This window comes from Rhodoplanes tepidamans (assembly GCF_030813915.1).
In the GTDB taxonomy this organism is placed as follows: domain Bacteria; phylum Pseudomonadota; class Alphaproteobacteria; order Rhizobiales; family Xanthobacteraceae; genus Rhodoplanes; species Rhodoplanes tepidamans.
In genome coordinates this window covers 300,151-315,555 of record NZ_JAUSUJ010000002.1, presented here as the reverse complement: position 1 = coordinate 315,555, position 15,405 = coordinate 300,151, and the positions used below count along the sequence as shown (strand labels likewise).

17 protein-coding genes are annotated in these 15,405 nt (G+C 71.8%); 10 read left to right on the top strand and 7 right to left on the bottom strand.

From position 1 onward, the window contains the following. Positions 1 to 30: 30 nt before the first annotated feature. From J2S22_RS04085 to J2S22_RS04070, 4 genes are all read left to right on the top strand, one after another. A complete protein-coding gene (locus tag J2S22_RS04085; RefSeq protein WP_272775714.1) occupies positions 31 to 2,460 on the top strand; it encodes a TonB-dependent siderophore receptor in 2,430 nt (809 codons plus the stop codon). Continuing rightward, positions 2,454 to 3,653, top strand: a complete 1,200-nt coding sequence (locus J2S22_RS04080; RefSeq protein ID WP_272775715.1) for a PepSY-associated TM helix domain-containing protein — start codon at positions 2,454 to 2,456, stop codon at positions 3,651 to 3,653. Before J2S22_RS04085 ends, J2S22_RS04080 begins: the two co-directional genes overlap by 7 nt. Before the next feature lie 5 nt (positions 3,654 to 3,658). Next, positions 3,659 to 4,153: a PA2404 family protein gene (locus J2S22_RS04075; protein WP_307155796.1), complete on the top strand. Its 495-nt coding sequence runs from the start codon at positions 3,659 to 3,661 to the stop codon at positions 4,151 to 4,153. A gap of 94 nt (positions 4,154 to 4,247) precedes the next feature. Further along, positions 4,248 to 5,876 (top strand): acyl-CoA synthetase, encoded by a 1,629-nt coding sequence (locus J2S22_RS04070; RefSeq protein ID WP_272775717.1) that lies wholly within the window; start codon positions 4,248 to 4,250, stop codon positions 5,874 to 5,876. A gap of 172 nt (positions 5,877 to 6,048) precedes the next feature. Here J2S22_RS04070 and J2S22_RS04065 read toward each other — a convergent pair whose 3' ends face one another. Then, on the bottom strand, positions 6,049 to 7,098 hold the full coding sequence (locus J2S22_RS04065) for a Bug family tripartite tricarboxylate transporter substrate binding protein (protein ID WP_272775718.1): 1,050 nt from the start codon (positions 7,096 to 7,098) through the stop codon (positions 6,049 to 6,051). Positions 7,099 to 7,252: 154 nt separating this feature from the next. On the opposite strand from J2S22_RS04065, the gene J2S22_RS04060 reads away from it, so the two are divergent. Further along, positions 7,253 to 7,894 carry a PadR family transcriptional regulator gene (locus tag J2S22_RS04060; protein WP_272775719.1) on the top strand — a complete coding sequence of 214 codons (642 nt, stop codon included), beginning with the start codon at positions 7,253 to 7,255 and terminating at the stop codon, positions 7,892 to 7,894. A gap of 150 nt (positions 7,895 to 8,044) precedes the next feature. Here J2S22_RS04060 and J2S22_RS04055 read toward each other — a convergent pair whose 3' ends face one another. Then, positions 8,045 to 8,221 carry a YdcH family protein gene (locus tag J2S22_RS04055; RefSeq protein ID WP_272775720.1) on the bottom strand — a complete coding sequence of 59 codons (177 nt, stop codon included), beginning with the start codon at positions 8,219 to 8,221 and terminating at the stop codon, positions 8,045 to 8,047. A 286-nt stretch (positions 8,222 to 8,507) separates the two neighbouring features. On the opposite strand from J2S22_RS04055, the gene J2S22_RS04050 reads away from it, so the two are divergent. Next, complete coding sequence (locus J2S22_RS04050; protein ID WP_272775721.1) at positions 8,508 to 8,711, top strand: YdcH family protein; 204 nt, start codon at positions 8,508 to 8,510, stop codon at positions 8,709 to 8,711. A 28-nt stretch (positions 8,712 to 8,739) separates the two neighbouring features. Here the strand turns inward: J2S22_RS04050 and J2S22_RS04045 are convergent, their stop codons facing one another. After that, positions 8,740 to 9,486 carry a GGDEF domain-containing protein gene (locus tag J2S22_RS04045; RefSeq protein ID WP_272775722.1) on the bottom strand — a complete coding sequence of 249 codons (747 nt, stop codon included), beginning with the start codon at positions 9,484 to 9,486 and terminating at the stop codon, positions 8,740 to 8,742. A gap of 171 nt (positions 9,487 to 9,657) precedes the next feature. Here J2S22_RS04045 and purE point away from each other — a divergent pair, with 171 nt between their 5' ends. The 4 genes from purE to J2S22_RS04025 all read left to right on the top strand — a co-directional run bounded on the left by purE (position 9,658) and on the right by J2S22_RS04025 (position 13,074). After that, positions 9,658 to 10,155 (top strand): 5-(carboxyamino)imidazole ribonucleotide mutase, encoded by a 498-nt coding sequence (purE, locus tag J2S22_RS04040; RefSeq protein WP_272775723.1) that lies wholly within the window; start codon positions 9,658 to 9,660, stop codon positions 10,153 to 10,155. Continuing rightward, entirely contained in the window at positions 10,155 to 11,249 is a 1,095-nt protein-coding gene (locus tag J2S22_RS04035) for a 5-(carboxyamino)imidazole ribonucleotide synthase (protein WP_272775855.1), read from the top strand. The genes purE and J2S22_RS04035 overlap by 1 nt, the downstream gene beginning before the upstream one ends. 396 nt (positions 11,250 to 11,645) lie before the next feature. Beyond that, the gene (gene rpsU / locus J2S22_RS04030; RefSeq protein ID WP_307155794.1) at positions 11,646 to 11,942 is read left to right on the top strand and encodes a 30S ribosomal protein S21; all 297 of its coding nucleotides are present in this window, start codon (positions 11,646 to 11,648) and stop codon (positions 11,940 to 11,942) included. A 199-nt stretch (positions 11,943 to 12,141) separates the two neighbouring features. Continuing rightward, positions 12,142 to 13,074, top strand: a complete 933-nt coding sequence (locus tag J2S22_RS04025) for a tetratricopeptide repeat protein (protein WP_272775724.1) — start codon at positions 12,142 to 12,144, stop codon at positions 13,072 to 13,074. Between the two features lie 49 nt (positions 13,075 to 13,123). Here J2S22_RS04025 and J2S22_RS04020 read toward each other — a convergent pair whose 3' ends face one another. From J2S22_RS04020 to J2S22_RS04005, 4 genes are all read right to left on the bottom strand, one after another. Then, positions 13,124 to 13,936, bottom strand: a complete 813-nt coding sequence (locus J2S22_RS04020; protein ID WP_272775725.1) for an alpha/beta hydrolase — start codon at positions 13,934 to 13,936, stop codon at positions 13,124 to 13,126. Between the two features lie 58 nt (positions 13,937 to 13,994). Next, positions 13,995 to 14,279: a DUF3551 domain-containing protein gene (locus J2S22_RS04015; protein WP_272775726.1), complete on the bottom strand. Its 285-nt coding sequence runs from the start codon at positions 14,277 to 14,279 to the stop codon at positions 13,995 to 13,997. A gap of 102 nt (positions 14,280 to 14,381) precedes the next feature. Beyond that, positions 14,382 to 14,666, bottom strand: a complete 285-nt coding sequence (locus tag J2S22_RS04010; RefSeq protein ID WP_272775727.1) for a DUF3551 domain-containing protein — start codon at positions 14,664 to 14,666, stop codon at positions 14,382 to 14,384. Positions 14,667 to 14,767: 101 nt separating this feature from the next. Continuing rightward, positions 14,768 to 15,043: a DUF3551 domain-containing protein gene (locus J2S22_RS04005; protein WP_307155793.1), complete on the bottom strand. Its 276-nt coding sequence runs from the start codon at positions 15,041 to 15,043 to the stop codon at positions 14,768 to 14,770. Positions 15,044 to 15,405: the final 362 nt, after the last annotated feature.

The following is a 15,405-nucleotide window of genomic DNA, read 5'->3' as shown; positions in this document are numbered from 1 at the left end:
GGAACGAGACACAGCTTTTGGCGGAGCGCCTTGCTCGGCACGACGGCCACGATCGTGACGACGCTCGCGATCATGGCGCCGACGGGCTCGCCGGCCTTCGCCCAGACGCCCGCCGCCCCGCCTCCCGCCGGACGGGACACGGCGGCACTCGCCGAGTCCCGAAGCTTCGCGATTCCGCCGGGCCCGCTCGCCCAGACGCTGAACCGCTTCGCCGACGAGGCGGGACTGCAGCTCGTCATGGGAGCGGAGACGACCCGCGACCGCCGCTCGCCCGGCCTCTCCGGCCGCGCGACGCCGCCGGAGGCGATGAACCGGCTGCTCGCCGGCACCGGCCTCGGCTTCCGCTTCACCGGCCCGCGCGCCGTGACGGTCTACGACCCGCGGCTGGCGCCCCCCGGCTTCGCCCAGTCCGACGGCATCCCGCTCGATCCGCTGGTGGTCGAGGGCGAGGGCGACGGCACCGGCCGGTACGTCGCCGGCCGCGCCACCGGCGGCACCAAGACCAGCACGCCCATCATCGAGATCCCGCAGGCCGTCTCGGTCGTCACCCGCCAGCAGATCGACGAGCAGCAGCCGCAGTCGGTCGCCGAGGCGCTGCGCTACACGGCCGGCGTCTTCACCCAGCCCTACGGCTTCGACAACCGCTTCGACCAGTTCATGGCGCGCGGCTTCAACCTGACCACCCGCGGCGTCTATCGCGACGGCATGCGCATGCCGGTGATCAACTGGAGCGGCTGGTCCTACGAGCCCTACGGGCTCGAGCGCATCGAGGTGGTCAAGGGGCCGAGCTCGGTGATGTACGGCCAGAACCCGCCCGGCGGCCTGGTCAACGAGGTGACCAAGCGGCCGACCGCGACCCCGTTCCGCGAGATCGAGCTGCGCTACGGCAGCTTCGACCAGAAGCAGGCGGCCTTCGATCTCGGCGGCCCGATCGACCGCGACGGCCACTGGCTCTATCGCATCACCGGCGTGGTGCGCGACGGCGACACCCAGATCGACTTCGCCAAGGACGACCGCACCTTCATCGCCCCGGCGCTGACCTGGAAGCCGAACGACGCGACCACGCTGACCATCCTGGCGAGCCACCAGCGCGACCGCCAGGGCTCGACCTTCACGGGCCTGCCCTATGTCGGCACCCTGGTCCCGAGCCCGTGGGGGACGATCCCGCGCAGCCGCTTCGTCGGCGATCCCGATTTCGACAAGGTCAATCGCGACCAGACCTCGATCGGCTATCTGTTCGAGCACCGCCTGAACAACGACTGGACGGTCCGCCAGAATCTTCGCTACGGCGACCTGAAGACCGACTGGGCGATCGTCTACAACAACGCCCTTCTCGCCGATCAGCGCACGATCAGCCGGTACGGCTTCACGGTGGACGGGCACCTCACCTCGTTCACGGTCGACACCAGTGTCGAGGGCAAGTTCCGCACCGGGCTCCTGGCCCACACGCTGCTGATCGGCACCGACTATCTGCGATTCGAGTCGACCGACAAGGTCGGGCTGGGCTACGGCACCAATCTCGACCTCTACAATCCGGTCTACAGCAACGTCGCGCCGACCATCTACAGCTACATGGACCAGGACGAGGTCCAGCGGCAGCTCGGCGTCTACGCCCAGGACCAGATCAAGATCGCGGACAAGTGGCTGCTGACGCTCGGAGCGCGCCGCGACTCGGCCCACAACACCATCGACAAGCGGCCGACCTTCCTGGTGCCGAGCCCCACCGATTCGGACCAGCACGACCGGGCGACGACGTGGCGGGCCGCGCTCGGCTACGAGTTCGACATCGGCCTCGTGCCCTATCTCAGCTACTCGGAGTCGTTCCAGCCGACCGCCGGCACCGACCGGCTCGGCAACGCCTTCCAGCCGACCACCGGCACCCAGTACGAGGCCGGCGTGAAGTACCAGCCGCTCGGCAGCAACATGCTGATCACGGCGGCCGTCTACGAGCTGACCCAGCAGAACGCCCTGACGGTCGATCCGGTCAACACGGTGTTCAATGTGCAGACCGGCGAGATCCGCTCGCGTGGCATCGAGATCGAAGGCCAGGCGAGCCTGCCGTCCGGCTGGAAGCTTCTGTCGGCGTTCACCTACAACAAGGTCGAGGTCACCCAGGACAACGACGCCGCGCTGGTCGGGCGCGCGCCGGTGGCGACGCCCGAATACATGGCGTCCGGCTGGGCCGACTACACGGTCCAGCAGGGCTTCGCCAAGGGCTTCGGGCTCGGCGGCGGCGTCCGCTATGTCGGGCCGAGCTTCGGCGACCAGTACAACACGATCCGCAATCCCGGCTTCGTGCTGGCCGACGCCATCGTCCACTACGACATCGCGAGCTGGCGCTTCGCGATCAACGCCACGAACCTGTTCGACAAGGAGTACGTGATCTGCAACGGCGGATCGAACGCGTGCTCCTACGGCTACGGCCGCCGCGTCGTCGCCTCGGTGCGCTACCGGTGGTGAGCGGCGCGGCGCAGCCGGACGCGGGGCCGCGCCGGACCGTCGCCGGGCCGCGCCGGCGAATCTGGCTGGTCCTGCACGGCTGGTTCGCGCTGCCGATCTGGATCCTGCTGCTGTTCGTCTGCGCGAGCGGCACGGTCGCCTGCGTCAGCCACGAGATCGCCTGGCTCGCCGACGCCCGCACCCGCGCCGACAATCCCGACGGACGGGCGGCGCTCTCCTTCGGCGCCGTCGCCGACGCCGCGGCCGCGGCCGTGCCGGGCGGCACGGTCGCGTTCGTGACGCGGCGCGCCTCCTATCTGGCCGCCGTCGTGTGGATGCACATGCCGGACGGGACGACCGGCCGGGTCTTCGTGAACCCCTACACGGGCGTCGTGCAGGGCGTCGGCGGCGGCCTCGATTTCCCGATGTTCATGCGGACGCTGCACGCCTGGCTGCTGATCCCGTGGTCGGACGGGTTCAGCGTCGGCTACTATCTGGTGACGCTCCTGTGCGTGCCACTCGCCGGCTCCCTGATCACCGGCGTCGTCGTCTATCGCCGCTTCTGGCGCGACTATCTCCGGCCGCGCCTGCGGCGGCGCGACGGGCGCGTGTTCTGGGGCGACCTGCACCGGCTGCTGGCGATCTGGTCGCTGTGGTTCGTCGCCGTCCTGGCCGTCACCTCGGCCTGGTATCTGGCCCAGGCCGTGATGATCCACGCCGGCCACCGGTACTGGGACGAGCCGCCGGTGCTGCCGCGCACCGCGGTGCCGACCGTCGCGCCCGGCGAGCCGGTCCCGCGCATCGGCATCGACGCGGCGATCGCCGTGGTGAAGCGCCGGTTCCCCGATCTCGACGTCCGCTGGGTGGCGATGCCGGAGCACGCCCACGGCGCCATCGGCGTGTCGGGGCGCGACTGGCTCCCGTTGGTCGACGACACCGCGGTCGGCGCCTGGGTCGATCCCTATTCGGGCGCCGTGATCGCCAGCCGGTCGACCGGCGAGCTCGCCGGCCTGACGCTGCTCGACCACGTCGCCGACCCGCTCCATTACGGCACCTTCGCGGGCCTGTGGTCGAAGCTCGTGTGGGCCGTGTTCGGCCTCGCCTTGACCACCCTGGTGGCGAGCGGCGTCCAGGTGTGGACGACGCGCACGGCCCGCGAGACCGCGGCACTGTTTCGCGGTGCGCCGGCGGATGCGCCGCAGCCGGCGGAGTGAGGATGATGCGCGACGGCCGGTGGCGACGACTCTGGCGGCGGAGCCGCTATCATCTCAACGGCCTCGTCCTGCTGGCGCCGCTCGCGCTGACGCCCGTCTATCTGGCCGACCAGCCGGTGCCGGGGCTCGGCGCGCGGGTGCTGCCGGAGCGCGCCGTCGGGCCGTTCACCGTGACGCTCGCCGAGGTCTCGACGGCGCCTCCGCGGACGGACCACGACGGCGGCCGGGTGAAGGACTACGCGGCGCGCTTCTGCGACGGGGGCCGGGGCCGGATCCGCACCGCCGTCCTGCATGTCGGCGCGGTGCCGCCCGAGCAGCCCGGCGAGGACATTCTGCACGGCAATCCGGCCCGCCTGCACGCCCATGTGCCGTTTCCCGAGACCGTGACGGGCGACCAGGGCCTGTGGCTCACGGTCGAGACCTGGGACGGCCAGGTGTTCGCCATCTCCTGGCCGCTCGCCGAGGCGGCCCGTTCGGCGCTGCCCGAACGCGGCGACTGACCCGAAAGGACGAGCGGCAGGGCGCCGCACGCGGCTTTACGCCCGCGGTGGCTCCGCTACCCTGGAGTGGCTCGTCCAGGGAGAGAACCGCCCAATGGCCTCGAACGCCTACGACACCGATCTCGCCCGCAATCCCGCCAACCACCAGCCGCTGACCCCGCTCGTGTTCCTCGAGCGGGCGGCCCGCGTGCATCCGGACCACCTCGCCGTGGTGCACGGACCGCTGCGCCGGACTTATCGTGATTTTCATATTCGTGCAAAAAAGCTCGCTTCGGCGCTGGCGAAGCGCGGCATCGGCCGCGGCGACACCGTCTCGGTGATGCTCGCCAACACGCCCGCCATGCTCGAATGCCACTACGGGGTGCCGATGACCGGCGCCGTGCTCAACACCCTCAACACCCGGCTCGACGCCGCCATCATCGCCTTCTCGCTCGACCACGCCGAGGCCAGGGTGGTGATCGTCGACCGCGAGTTCTCGCGCGTGATGAAGCCGGCGCTCGACGCGGCCAAGGTGAAGCCGCTCGTCGTCGACTACGACGATCCCGAGTTCGCCGGCCCCGGCGAGCGCATCGGGGCGCTCGACTACGAGGACTTCGTCGCCGAAGGCAGCGAGGACTTCGCGCGGGCGCATCCCGGCGACGAGTGGGACGCGATCTCGCTGAACTACACCTCGGGCACGACGGGCAATCCCAAGGGCGTCGTCTATCACCACCGCGGCGCCTCGCTGCTGGCGGTCGGCAACGTCGTCAACTGCGCGATGGGCAAGCATCCGGTCTATCTGTGGACCCTGCCGATGTTCCACTGCAACGGCTGGTGCTTCCCGTGGTCGATCTCGGTGGTCGCCGGCACCCATGTCTGCCTGCGCCAGGTGCGCGCCTCGCTGATGTACGACCTGATGGCGGCGCACGGCGTCACCCATCTGTGCGGCGCGCCGATCGTGATGTCGACGCTGCTCAACGCCACCGACGCCGAGCGCAAGCCGCTCGCCGGCACGGTGCAGTTCTTCACGGCGGCGGCGCCGCCGCCCGAATCCGTGCTGGTCGCCATGAAGGAGGCCGGCTTCGAGGTGACCCATCTCTACGGCCTCACCGAGACCTACGGGCCGTCGGTGATCAACGACTGGCACCGCGACTGGGACGCCCTCGCGGTCGACCGGTGGGGCGCCCTGAAGGCGCGGCAGGGCGTGCCCTATGTCGGGCTCGACGGGCTCGCCGTGAAGGACCCCGCCACCATGGAGGATCTGCCGGCCGACGGCACCGCGATGGGCGAGGTGATGTTCCGCGGCAACGTGGTGATGAAGGGCTATCTGAAGAACAAGAGAGCGACCGACGAGGCCTTCGCGGGCGGCTGGTTCCACTCCGGCGATCTCGGCGTGATGCATCCGGACGGCTACGTCCAGCTCAAGGACCGCGCCAAGGACATCATCATCTCGGGCGGCGAGAACATCTCCTCCATCGAGGTCGAGGACGCGCTCTACAAGCACCCGGCCGTCGCCGCCGTCGCCGTGGTGGCGAAGCCCGACGAGAAGTGGGGCGAGACGCCGTGCGCCTTCGTCGAGCTGCGCGAGGGCCGGACGGCCAGCCCCGAGGATCTGATCGCCTGGTGCCGCGACCGCCTCGCCCACTTCAAGTGCCCGCGCCACGTGGTGTTCACCGAGATCCCGAAGACCTCGACCGGCAAGATCCAGAAGTACAAGCTGCGCGAGATGGCGCGGGAGGCGTGAAGAGGACAGCACGATCTCGTGTCCCGGGCGCGGCGCGTAGCGCCGCGACCCGGGACCCAGGAGCGAGCAAACGCGGTGATTGCCGCGTCGCCCTGGGCCCCGGCTCTGCGGCGCATCAGGCCGTTGGCCCGATGCGCCTTGTCCGGGGCACGAGGCACCGCATCTCAGCCCATCAATCCCCCTTCAGCCCCAGCCGCCGCACCAGGGCGCTCCACTTCTTTTCCTCGCGGTCGATGTCGGCGGCGTATTCCTCGGGCGTGCTGGTGAGCGGGGCGCCGCCTTCGGCACGGATGCGCTTCGCCACCTCCTCGGTCTTCACCAGCGCCTGAAGCGCCGCGTTGATGCGGGCGACGATCGGCTGCGGCGTGCCGGCCGGCGCCAGCAGGCCGTAGTGCAGCACCGACTCGAAGCCGGGCAGGCCGGACTCGTCGGCGGTCGGCACGTCGGGCAGCAGCGGGAAGCGCTCGCGGCTCATCACGGCGATCACCCGCAGCGTCTTCGCCTCGATGTTGCCGAGCGCCGGCGCCAGCACCCCGAAGGCGACCGGCACGTGACCGCCGACCAGGTCGTTCATCAGCGGCCCGGTCCCCTTGTAGGGAACCAGCGTCACGTCGATCCCGGCACTCGCCTTGAACAGCTCGGCCGTCATGTAGCCGCCGGTGCCGACCGCCGAGGTGCCGATGCTGATCCTGCCGGGCGCCGCCTTGGCGGCGGCGATCACGTCGGCGACGGTCCTGGCCGGGAACGACGGATGCGCCAGCAGCACCACCGGCATGGTCGCCATCAGGCCGATCGGCGAAAAATCCTTGCGCGGGTCGTAGCCGGCGCCGGCGAACAGGCTCGGATTGACCGACATCGTCCCGGTGTGGCCGAGCAGCAGCGTGTAGCCGTCGGGCTGCGCGCGCGCGACCGCCCGCGTCCCGATGTTGCCGCCGCCCCCGCCCCGGTTGTCGACCAGCACCTGCTGGCCGAGCGCGCCGGTGAGCTTGTCGGCGACGATCCGGGCCATGGCGTCGTTGCCGCCGCCGGCCGGGAACGGGACGATCAGGGTGACGGGCCGGGTCGGCCATTGCGGCCCTGCGGGCTGCGGCCCTGCGGGCTGCGGCCCTGCGGACTGGCCCGCGGGCTGGCCGCCGCCCTGGGCCGCCGCCCCGCCCGCCGTCGGCACGGCGAGCGCCGCCGCCAGCGCCAGAACCCGGCGCCGCGAAAACTCCGCGCGCATTGCGCTTCTCCTTGTTGGTTTCCTCACCCCGCGAGGAAACCAGTCGGATCGCCCGCCGGCAAGCGTCCCGGCCAGACGGCAACCGTCTTCGATATATCTTGCGTTATGTCTGTCGATGCCCTATCTAGCGATATATCGAAGACAGGAGAACACCATGCACGCACCACATTGCGATCACCACGATCATCACGGCCACGGCGGCCACTGGGCGGCCGGCCGGCACGGCGGCCGCGGCCGCTTCGGCGGCGGACCGGGCTTCGGCGGCGGCCGGGACCATGGCTTCGGGGGTGGCGACTTCGGCCGGGTCGGCCGCATGCTGGCCCAGGGCGACCTGCGCCTGCTGGCGCTGGCGCTGATCGCCGAGCAGCCGCGGCACGGCTACGAGATCATCAAGGTCCTGGAGGAGAAGACCGCGGGCTGGTACGCGCCGAGCCCCGGCGTCGTCTACCCGACCCTGACCTGGCTGGAGGAGGCCGGCTGGGTGACCGGCGAGACCGAGGGCAGCAAGAAGCTGTACACCATCACCGAAGATGGCCGCGGCGCGCTGGCCGAGAACAAGGCGCTGGTCGAGGCCGTGCTGGAGCGGCTGGCGGCGGTCGGCGAGAAGGCGGAGCGCTGGCGCCGCCGGGCCGAGCGCGACGAGACCGAGCGCGGCCCCCGCGTCTCGCGGCTGGTCGATGCCGCGGTCGACAATCTGCGCGACATCGCCGCCGACCGGTTCCGCGGCGACGCCGAGGCGGAGGCCCGCATCGTCGAGGTGCTGGCCCGTGCCGCCGCCGAGCTGCGCAAGATCTGACGTGACCGGGAGCCGGTCACCCGGACGTGACGAAGAGCGCGGCACCGCCGCGCAGACGAACCGCGTCCCCCGAAAACAGAACCGCCGGCCTCGTTCCCGAGAGCCGGCGGATCTACCAAACAAACCTCGATAATGTCTTGCGACTGAACCTCAGTGTACGCTGCTCTGGTGCTTCATCCGAACGATGGCATCCTTGAGCTGCAGTTTCCGACGCTTCAACTCGACGAGCTGGAGATCATCGACTGACGGATGCTGGAGGGCTTCAGAGATTTCCGCTTCCAGCATCCGGTGCCGTTGTTCGAGTTCAGCAAGCGAGAGCGTGGCCATGTGGCGATTCTCCTCATGTCAGATTGCTGCCTGACGATGACAGTCTGCCACGATGACACTTTAGAGTCGACGGCGATCGTTTGTGCAGCGCACGACACCGTTTCGTGATGGTTGCCGCTACCGCCGAAGCGCACATTGGGAAACTTGAAAAAACGCCGCCGCCGGGCGATACATGCGGCCAGAGGCCGCGATCGTTCGACCCGGGCATGCCAGGACCGCGGCCGGTGCAGCGGTCCTGCGACCTGACGGTCCCGTGACCAGACGGTCCGGTGGCGAACGCGGTCCGATGAACGAGAACGAAGCCGACCTCAAGGGACAGCTCGCGCGCCTGCGCCAGGAGCATCGCGACCTCGACGTCGCGATCGCGGTGCTGCAGGACACGCCGGGTTCCGACATTCTCCAGGTCCAGCGGCTGAAGAAGCGCAAGCTCTGGCTGAAGGACCGCATCTCCTTCATCGAAGACCAGATCACGCCCGACATCATCGCCTGACCCGCCCGAGCACCACGGGCCGTCGGCGTCAGCGGTCGCGCCTGCCGCGCCGGCGCTTTCGCGCATACATGGCGGCGTCCGCGCGGGCGAGCGCCTCGGCGGCGGCCGACGGGTCGGTCAGGGGCGCCGTCCCGGCCGAGGCGCCGACCGCGATCTCGGCCTCGGCCCACGGCACCCGGACCGCCGCGATCATCGCCTCCAGCGCCGCCGCCTTGGCGTCGGCGTCGGCGTCGGCGAGATTCCACAGGAGCACGGCGAACTCGTCGCCGCCGAGCCGGGCGACCAGGTCGGAGGCGCGGACATGGGCGCGCAGCACCTCGGCCACGGCGCGCAGCACCGCGTCGCCGGCGGCGTGGCCGTGGGTGTCGTTGACCGGCTTGAAGCCGTCGAGATCGAGATAGATCAGCACCAGCCGGCCGCCGTAGCGCTGCACATGCGCCGCGGCGCGGGCGAGCTCGCGCTCGAAGCCGCGGCGGTTGAGCAGGCCGGTCAGCGGATCGTGGTCGGCACGGGCCTCGAGCTCGGCGACCCGGACCTGCGCGGCGGCGAGCGCGGCGCGCAGCGCCTCGACCTCGCGGGCGAGCGTCTGGACGACGCCCGCCTCCAGCCGGTCGGCCTCCGAGGCGAGCTGCCCCGGCCGCGAGCGGGCCCGCGCGTCGGGCTTCGATGCGGGCGAAGCGAACGCCTCGTCGGCGGTCGCCGCGGTCGCCCGCGACGGCTTGCCCGGGCCCGCTGCGGCCTGCTGCGTCTGCCGTTCCGCCGTCTTGCCCCGCATCGCGGTCGCCGCGCCCCGTGATGCTCCGGATCTACGTGATTCGGGACTCGGGCCGAAGCCCGCCGGGGCCGGCGCCGCCCCCGCCGGCTCGCTTGCCAGCCGGGCGCACCGGCCATAGAACCGCGCATCCGGGCCGCGTCTGCCGCGGCGCCCCGCAGTTCCGAGAGAGCCATGACCGCGACCCCGGTGGCCATCATCATGGGCAGCCAGTCCGACTGGGCCACCATGCGGCACACCGCCGAGACCCTGACGGCGCTCGGCGTCGGCCACGTCACCCGCATCGTCTCGGCCCACCGCACCCCGGACCGGCTGGTCGCCTTCGCCAAGGGCGCCAAGGCGGCCGGCTTTCGGGTGATCGTCGCGGGCGCCGGCGGCGCCGCCCACCTGCCCGGCATGACGGCCGCCATGACGCCGCTGCCGGTGCTCGGCGTGCCGGTGGAATCCAAGGCGCTGTCGGGGGTCGATTCGCTCTACTCGATCGTCCAGATGCCGCCCGGCGTGCCGGTCGGCACGCTCGCCATCGGCCGCGCCGGCGCCGTCAACGCGGCCCTGCTCGCCGCCGCCATCCTGGCGATCGGCGACGACGGCCTCGCCGCCCGCCTGGAGGACTGGCGCCGCCGCCAGACCGAGAGCGTCGCCGAGGCGCCGTCCGAGGAGGCCTCCGCGTGATCGTCGCCCCGCGTCCGCTCGGCCCGGACGCCACCATCGGGATTCTCGGCGGCGGCCAGCTCGGCCGCATGCTGGCGCTCGCCGCCGCCCGCCTCGGCTTCAAATGCCACGTGCTGTGCCCGGACCCGCAGTCCTGCGCCTTCGACGTGGTCCGCCGCGTGACCGAGGCCGACTACACCGACAAGGAGGCGCTCGACCGCTTCGCCAACGACGTCGACGTCGTCACCTACGAGTTCGAGAACGTCCCGGCCGAGACGGCGACGTTCCTGTCGGCCCGCAAGCCGGTGCTGCCCGACCCGAAGATCCTGGCGACCACCCAGGACCGCCTCCTGGAGAAGACCTTCGTCACCGCGCTGGGCATCGAGACGGCGCCGTTCGCCGCGGTCGACGACCGCGCCGGGCTCGACGCGGCGCTGGCCGCGGTCGGCCGGCCGGCGGTGCTGAAGACCCGCCGGTTCGGCTACGACGGCAAGGGCCAGGTGACGATCCGGGCCGGCGACGATCCCGGGATCGCCTGGGACGAGATCGGACGGCAGCCGGCGATCCTGGAGGCCTTCGTGCCGTTCGAGCGCGAGGTCTCCGTGGTGGTCGCCCGCGGCCTCGACGGCACCGTCCAGGCCTTCGACCTGTGCGAGAACGAGCATCGCGATCACATCCTGAAGGTGACCCGCGTCCCGGCCGCCGTGCCGACGGAGATCGCCGAGGCCGCGCGAAAAATCGCCGGGCGGATCGCCGAGGCGTTCGGCTATGTCGGCGTGATGGCGGTCGAGATGTTCTGGGTCGCCGGTGATGCCGGCGGCGGTGGCCGCGTGCTGGTCAACGAGATCGCGCCGCGGGTCCACAATTCCGGCCACTGGACCCAGGATGGCTGCACGGTGTCGCAGTTCGAGCAGCACATCCGGGCTGTGGCGGGCTGGCCGCTCGCCGTGCCGGTGCGGCACGGCCGCGCCGAGATGATCAACCTGATCGGCGCCGAGGTGGACGAGCACAAGACCTGGCTCGCCGTCCCGGGCGCCTCCGTGCACCTCTACGGCAAGCCGATCGTCCGCCCCGGCCGCAAGATGGGCCACGTGAACCGGGTGCTGTTCGACTGAATGACGGGCAATCGTTCGGGTCACCGGCGGTCGCGCCGTGCTGTCTCCATCCTGTGGCGATCCCTGGGTTTTTTGAAGGCCGACGAAGGGCCCCTGCGGGCTCCTTATCGATTTCAGGGCACGATTTCGGGGGGCACGTCTAAAGCGCGCGGCCGCCTTTGTCTCTGCGGGATACCTGTTCGGCCAGAGGTCGATCGCTCCCGTCGGCGCTCGTCAGCCGCGCGCGCCCGTGAGCCCCGACCGGATCGCTCCGGAGATCGCGGCGTTGTCGCGACGCATGATGGACTTCGCCGGCGCTTTCTGGTAGACGCCCCCCACCTGGGAGCCCGCGCGATCGTTCGACCGCTGGCGGACGGCCCGCCAGATCAACCGACAAGCCATTCGAGAGGACGCTTCGTGCAGGTACTCGTTCGCGACAACAACGTCGACCAGGCCCTCAAGGCGCTCAAGAAGAAGATGCAGCGCGAGGGCATCTTCCGCGAGATGAAGCTGCGCGGTCACTACGAGAAGCCCTCCGAGCGCAAGGCGCGGGAGAAGGCCGAGGCGATCCGTCGCGCCCGCAAGCTCGCCCGCAAGCGCGCCCAGCGCGAGGGCCTCATCCCCGGCAAGCCGAAGCCCGCGGTGCGCGCGGGTGGTCCGGGCGCCCGCCCGGCCGGTGCCGGCGGCGGCTTCCGCAGCAGCGCCCCGCGCTGACACGCCCTGCCGATCGACCGAGCGCGAGCGGACGGCCCCGCCGCCCGCCGCGATCTCGCGTGAGCGCGAGTTCGAGCTCACGCGCGTCCGAAATCGCGTGAAATGGCGGCGTCGCCGCAAGATCGCCGCCTTTGTCCGTGACCCAGGGACAAGCCGCTGCCCCGAGCGCGGCATGTCACGTCGCGTCACGAGGAAGGCCATGACACCCGGTTGCGAGAGTCTCGGCTGGTCTGGCCCGAGCCGCACCGGCCTCCCGGTGCGCCGCGCCGCGGCGCGCCCCCTCCCCGCATCGAAGCTGCTCGCCGCCGGCCTCGTGGCCGCCGCGCTGGCGCTCGGCGGCTGCTCGACCATCATGAACATGCCGACCACCGTGGTCGACGACGCGACCTCGGCGGCCTCGCCCGCCAACCTGTCGTCGCTCACCGCGGTGCTGGCCAAGAATCCCAACGACCCGCAGGCCTACAACATGCGCGGCTCGGTGCTCGGCCAGTCCGGCCGCTACCAGGACGCGCTCGCCGACTTCGACAAGGCGATCCAGCTCGATCCCAACTACGCCCAGGCCTACGCCAATCGCGGGCTCGCCTGGCGGCAGACCGGCAAGCTCGACCAGGCGCTCGCCGACTACGACCGCGCCCTGCAGATCGATCCCGCCTATGCGGTCGCCTATGTGGGCCGCGGCATGGCCTACCGGGACAAGGGCGAGCTGCTGCGCGCCCTGCAGGACTTCAACAAGGCGGTCCAGATCCGGCCCGACAACGCCCAGGCCTACTACAACCGCGGCCTGCTCTATCAGAGCCAGCGGCAGTACCAGTACGCCATCGACGACTTCTCGACCGCCATCGGCCTGTCGCAGCAGCAGGCCGAGCCGTTCATCGCCCGCGGCCTCACCTATCTGGCGGTGGGCGACCTCAAGGCCGCCGCCGGCGACCTCGACGACGCGGTCGAGCTGGAGCCGCAGAACGTGCAGGCCTGGACCAGCCGCGGCCTCGCCTACGAGCGGATGAACGACAAGGAGAAGGCGGCCGGCTCCTATGCCCGCGCGCTGGGCATCCGCCAGGGCTACCCGCCGGCCGTCGAGGGCTTCCGCCGGGTCGGCGGCGAGCCCGGCAAGATCTACACGACGTTCAACTGACCGACGCTCGATCGCACGCGCCGCGACCGGCGCCGCCGGAGCCGATCGCTCACCGCGCCTCGTCCGGCTCCCGCGCCAGAAAGTCCCGCACCGCGTCGAGGGCGCCGAAGTCGTCGAGATCCTCGTGGTCGGCGCCGGGCAGGCGGACGAAGCGCTTGGGCGCGCGCAGCAGCGCGTAGAGCCGCTCGCCGAAGGCGATCGGGATCACGCTGTCGCGGGTGCCGTGCAGGACCAGGGTCGGCGCCGTGACGGCGGGCGCGCGCAGGTCCGAACGGAACTGGTCCTTCATCAGGACCCCGATCGGCACGAACGGATAGGCGATGCGGGCGACGTCGGCCGTGGAGGTGTAGGGCGCCTGCAGGATCAGGCGCGCGACCTCGCGGGTGGCGGCCAGCGCCACCGCGACGCCGGTGCCGAGCGACTCGCCGAAGGCGACGATGCGGCCGGGCCCGTAGCGGGCGGCGAGCAGCGCGTGCCCGGCCTCGGCGTCGGCGAGGAGCCCGGCCTCGGTCGGCGCCCCGGTCGAGCCGCCGAAGCCGCGATACGACACCGCCAGCAGCCCGAAGCCGTCCCGCGCCAGCGCCGCGAAGCGCTCCGCCCGGTGGCGCAGCGCGCCGCCGTTGCCGTGCAGATAGAGGAGGACGGGCCGGCCGTCGCGCGGCGGCACGTGCCAGGCGACCAGACGCTCGCCGTCGGCGGTCGAGAGCTCGATCTCCTCCGCCTGCGGCAGGCCGGCGGCCACGGGCGGCGTGCGGCGGGTCTCCGGCAGATACATCAGCCGGCGCTGGGCGACGTAGAGGACGGCGACGAGGACGGCGTAGACGGCGAGCCCGATCAGGCAGAGGCGGAGCAGCGTGGTCACGGTGCCCCTCCCCCGCCCTGCCGCACCGGGCGGGAGCCGATCCGGCGCCGCACGGGGTCTACCGGGCGGGCCGCCGGGCCTTGCGGCGCGGCGGCGGCGCGGCCGGCGGGACCGACCACGCGAACGGGTTCTCGTAGCACCAGCCGCCGGTGCCGACGATCGCCTGCCGGCACTGCCACAGCTCGGCGAAATAGCAGTTGGTGCCGCCGCCGAATGCCCCGCCGTACTGGGCGCACCACGGATAGATCGGACCGACCTTCGAGGGGACCTGGGCGCGGGCCGGCCCGGCGCCGGCGGCGAGCGCCGCCGCGGCGAGACCGACAGCGATCGTCAGGGCACGCATCGACAATCTCCAGCATCGAGGATTCGCGGCGTACGCTACCACGCCGGGCCGGGCGCCGGCAGGGAGGCCGGCGCAGGCCGGTTCGGCGGCCGGTCGGCGCGATCAGCCGGAGTGCCGCTTCGCCTTGCGCGGCCTGGCGACTCCTGCCGGCGCCTGCGACCAGGCGAACGGGTTCTCGTAGCAGAACCCGCCATTGCCGCTGACCGCCTGCTGGCACTGCCAGAGATTGGCGAAGTAGCAGTTGGTGCCGCCGCCGCCGCGGCCGCCGTAATCGGCGCACCACGGATAGATCGGACCGACCGGCGAGGGGACCTGGGCGTGGCCGGCCGACGCACCGGCGGCGACGATCGCCGCGGCCAGCCCGGCCGTCACGAGAAGCGCGCGCATCGCGACCTCCTGGAGATTCGATGCGCCACGCTATCACGCCCGCGAGGTCCCCCGGCATGCGTAACGATCACGACCTTGTGCAGGTGCCGCGCGCGGCGCGGTCAGTACCGGCGTTGCTCCTGGCGCGAGCGCCGGCGGTCGCGCGGCTGCTCGGACCCGTAGGCGGAGAACGGGTTGCGGTAGCACCAGCCGCCGTTGCCGCTGATCGCCTGCTGGCACTGCCAGAGATTGGCGAAGTAGCAGTTGGTGCCGCCGCCGCCGCGGCCGCCATACTGCGCACACCACGGATAGATGGGGCCGGTCTGGGCACTGGCCGGGGCGGTGTCGAGGGCGAGCACGGCCCCGAGGGCCGCGAGCGCGAGCAGCGAGGAGCGCATCGGAATCTCCATGGGTCGTTTCGCGCGCGGACGACCTCCGCCCGCCGCGGCTGTGTCTCTTAGAAACCGCGGCGGACCGTTTGGTTCAGATGCGTCGGGCGGCGTCCCCGGGGAGCCACGAGCCCGCTGCCCGGAAACGCGTCGGCGCCGCTGCCGCGCGCCGGGACGGGCCTCGTGTCCCGGGCGCGGCGCACCGCGCCGTGACCCGGGCCCCGGAGCGATCGGGCGAGGTGGTCCGGGGACCTCTTGCCGCGCCGCCCCCGGGCCCCGGCGCTGCGGCGCATCAGGTCTCCGACCGGCTGCGCCTTGTCCGGAGCACGCGGCCGAGAGACGGGAAAGCCGTTTCGTCCCTCGGGGTGCGC

Excerpts from the sequence above, each read along its gene's own strand:
- J2S22_RS04050 (WP_272775721.1), top strand. The coding sequence starts at position 8,508 with ATGAACGAGAACGAAGCCGACCTCAAGGGACAGCTCGCGCGCCTGCGC.
- J2S22_RS04015 (WP_272775726.1), bottom strand. The coding sequence starts at position 14,279 with ATGCGTGCCCTGACGATCGCTGTCGGTCTCGCCGCGGCGGCGCTCGCC.
- purE (WP_272775723.1), top strand. The coding sequence starts at position 9,658 with ATGACCGCGACCCCGGTGGCCATCATCATGGGCAGCCAGTCCGACTGG.
- J2S22_RS04005 (WP_307155793.1), bottom strand. The coding sequence starts at position 15,043 with ATGCGCTCCTCGCTGCTCGCGCTCGCGGCCCTCGGGGCCGTGCTCGCC.
- J2S22_RS04065 (WP_272775718.1), bottom strand. The coding sequence starts at position 7,098 with ATGCGCGCGGAGTTTTCGCGGCGCCGGGTTCTGGCGCTGGCGGCGGCG.
- J2S22_RS04045 (WP_272775722.1), bottom strand. The coding sequence starts at position 9,486 with ATGCGGGGCAAGACGGCGGAACGGCAGACGCAGCAGGCCGCAGCGGGC.
- J2S22_RS04025 (WP_272775724.1), top strand. The coding sequence starts at position 12,142 with ATGACACCCGGTTGCGAGAGTCTCGGCTGGTCTGGCCCGAGCCGCACC.
- J2S22_RS04055 (WP_272775720.1), bottom strand. The coding sequence starts at position 8,221 with ATGGCCACGCTCTCGCTTGCTGAACTCGAACAACGGCACCGGATGCTG.
- J2S22_RS04010 (WP_272775727.1), bottom strand. The coding sequence starts at position 14,666 with ATGCGCGCGCTTCTCGTGACGGCCGGGCTGGCCGCGGCGATCGTCGCC.
- J2S22_RS04060 (WP_272775719.1), top strand. The coding sequence starts at position 7,253 with ATGCACGCACCACATTGCGATCACCACGATCATCACGGCCACGGCGGC.
- J2S22_RS04070 (WP_272775717.1), top strand. The coding sequence starts at position 4,248 with ATGGCCTCGAACGCCTACGACACCGATCTCGCCCGCAATCCCGCCAAC.
- J2S22_RS04075 (WP_307155796.1), top strand. The coding sequence starts at position 3,659 with ATGCGCGACGGCCGGTGGCGACGACTCTGGCGGCGGAGCCGCTATCAT.